The organism is Paracoccus sp. (in: a-proteobacteria) (genome assembly GCF_039808215.1).
GTDB lineage: Bacteria > Pseudomonadota > Alphaproteobacteria > Rhodobacterales > Rhodobacteraceae > Paracoccus.
In genome coordinates, this window is record NZ_JBDHSP010000155.1 from 1 (window position 1) to 2,835 (window position 2,835).

Annotated in this window: 4 protein-coding genes; all 4 read right to left on the reverse strand. The window is 61.5% G+C overall.

The window, feature by feature from the left end; translation table 11 throughout:
- Positions 1–123: 123 nt before the first annotated feature.
- The gene (locus WMK75_RS18885) at positions 124–327 is read right to left on the reverse strand and encodes a hypothetical protein (RefSeq protein WP_347269115.1); all 204 of its coding nucleotides are present in this window, start codon (positions 325–327) and stop codon (positions 124–126) included.
- Between the two features lie 45 nt (positions 328–372).
- Positions 373–879: an adenylyl-sulfate kinase gene (cysC, locus tag WMK75_RS18890; protein WP_347269116.1), complete on the reverse strand. Its 507-nt coding sequence runs from the start codon at positions 877–879 to the stop codon at positions 373–375.
- A gap of 13 nt (positions 880–892) precedes the next feature.
- On the reverse strand, positions 893–1,978 hold the full coding sequence (locus WMK75_RS18895; protein WP_347269117.1) for a phosphotransferase: 1,086 nt from the start codon (positions 1,976–1,978) through the stop codon (positions 893–895).
- A 3-nt stretch (positions 1,979–1,981) separates the two neighbouring features.
- A partial coding sequence (locus WMK75_RS18900; RefSeq protein WP_347269118.1) for a fructose 1,6-bisphosphatase occupies positions 1,982–2,835 on the reverse strand: 854 nt, incomplete at its 5' end.

A 2,835-nucleotide genomic window follows, 5' to 3' on the forward strand; every position in this document is an offset into this window, starting at 1 on the left:
TTGTAAGAGTTATGTAATTTCAAAGGGCCCTACGGTTGGGATAGGGTGGTTTTACGCGAATGGTACGCATTCCCGAACGAGCGTCAGCGCCAGTTGACCCACGGGTGGTGTGAGTGTTTTCCCTCAGGCCGCGCGTTCGCTCGATCGCTGACAGATATTATCGATTGCCGCGTCCACTTCCTGCATCTCGAGATCGATCACCTCACGCTGCACGATCCGTCCTTCCGCCGCCCTTCCGAAAGACTCGTCTCCCTCGATGCTCCGGATCAACGCCAATGTTTCGAGAAAAGCAAAGCTCTTCTCAAGCCGGTGCTTTACGAGTGGCATACGCTCCGCTCCTCGACGTGGCGAGTTTCCTGCCACATCCCTGTATTAGAGATATCGGCGGGAAGACAATGTTTCAATAATGCGGCGAGCCGATTCCGACGGCTCGCCGGCATCGCCCCGGATCACCAGATCCGGGGCGAGCGGCGGTTCGTATGGATCCTGAGAACCTGGAACATGCCGCGCCCCTCCCTCCCGCCCAAGACGGTAAATTCCCTTTGGGTCCCGTGACATACAGACCTCGAGCGGGCATTCGACATACACCTCGAGAAACCGCTCGATCTGCCGCCTGGCCTCGTCGCGGTACGCCCTCCGGTTCGCCGTCGCGTCGAAAATCACCGGCACTCCGTGCCGCACGAGCAGCGCGCCTACCCAGGTCATCCGCCGGTAGAAGGTTTCTCGATCCTGCTCGTCGTAATCGGAATGCGGGGTGAAGACCAGGCGAAGAACATCGGACTCGAGGACAGCGGCATCGATCCCGCGCTCCGCAAGCTCTGTCCGCAGAAAGGCGGCCAGCGTCGATTTCCCCGAGGCCGGCAACCCCGTAATCCACACGGCGAAAGCTTCCCTACGCTCCACAGTAGCGGTTCACTCCGGCCGGATCGAAACAGTTCGCATCGAGCACGGCAAGCACGAAACAGAGCAGCTTCCGGCGAATGGAATCCGACAGCGCGGGATACCAGACCGGGTGGGCGATGACGAGCCCGCGAAAGGCGAAGAAAGGAGCCGCCGCGCGGAGGATTTCGCCGTCCCCGCTTTGCTCGATGTAGCGCTCCCAGAAACGGCGGAAGAGCGTGTCGAAGACTCCCTCGAGCCGTCCGCTTCTCTGAAGCGAGAACAGGAGGTAGTTCATGGTGAGCGAGGTGACATCGTCGGCCGGGTCGCCGAATTCTCCCCGCGAGCGGTCGAGCAGGGAGAAATCGGTTCCGGAGCGAAACAGGATATTCCAGGGGTGGAAATCCCCGTGGACCTGGCAAAGGCGGTGCGCCAGCGGCTTCAGCTTCCACCGCCAGCGGACACAGTGGTGTTCGATCTGTTCCAGCAGCGTGGGCGGGATCAGAGGATGGGGAGGATAGGAGTCGGTAAGCCCCATGATGCACTCCCCGTGACCCACCAGTTCGCGAATGCGGCGCTGGTAGAGATCAGGGTTTCTTCCCGGCACGCGATGAATCCCGACAAGATAATCGCATAGCGCATCGGCGCGCTCGATGTCGGAAGCGGTGAGCGAGTCCGTCGAACGCAGCCGTTCAAGATCGAAAGCGTAGCTCTCCCCTTCCGCATAGCCGGTGAGGAGAAACGGTTCCCCGGCGCGGCCCAATGAGAGCAGGGCGCCGTCTGATTGGAATACGCCGACATCGAGCGACGGAACGTGACGCGGAAGCCGGTTGAACGCCTGGTGCTCCCACAGCAGGATCCGCGCCCGGTCCGGCATGTGCTCGTGGCCGAAAGGGCCGGGAGTGATGGTGTGCAGGACGGCCGCCCGCCGCTCGCCTCCGATTTCGTAATCCACGCGGATAGGAGTTCCGTATCCGTAACCCTTCACGTCCTGCTCGCGCGGTTCCTTTCCAAGCGGAGCCATGCCCAGCACGGTTACGGGCGCTCGCAGAAGCGAACTCAAGTACCGCTGCAAACTATCGAGATTCAGATCCAGCATGATTCATACGGTGACCGCCGCTCCGCGCAGCGTGAAGCGCCCGTCGAGAGCTTTCAGTTTTTCACTGATTCCGGTGTATTCGAGTTCGCTCACCGGAGCCATCGCCGCTCCGGCGAAACCCTGGCGCCGCATTTCCATGGACTTGTTGGCCACGTGCCCCCGGACCGTGTCCCAGAAGGGGTGGGCAAATGCATCTATATGCTCCGTCAACTTCCCATTGTGAACACAAAATCCGGCGCAGGAGACAACGGGCGGTCCGTCGAAGTAGCTGATGCCGGTATTGAGAGCCACGGGCATCAGCGGCATGTGATGCGAGCCGCGCATGCCGCCGGCCACGAAGTGGCCGATCGCGTAAGGGGCAAGGACCTCGCCGGTGGCGGGAAAGTTCATCTGCACACGCACGAGCATGACGGGATCGTCTTTGCCCGTGTACTTGCCCGCGATATTGTGGAGGCGCGAAGTGGCCACGGCGGCTGCCTGTTCACCCGATGCCCTCGACCAGATGGACTCGATGACGTAGCGCTCCGGATCGCGCAACAGCGCCGCTATGTCATACAGATGCTCGGGAGCGTCCAACTCGATGACGCGGTCGTGCGTGGTGCAGTTGACGTCCATGATGACGAAACGGTAGCCCTTCGACATGTTGGGCGAAAGCAGAAGCCCGGGAGTGTTCATGGGGTCGGCGAAGGCGAGGTAGAGCGGGAGGTTGTAGGCGCCGGGGTCGGTCTTATCGGCGGCGAAGAAGAGGAATGGCTCGTTCGGCCGCTCGTCGAACTCGATTTCAGCGACCGCCGGCCCCATCCCCTTGACATTTCCCGAGAAGGAATCCACCAGCAGGTCCTGGCCGGCTCCGTAGA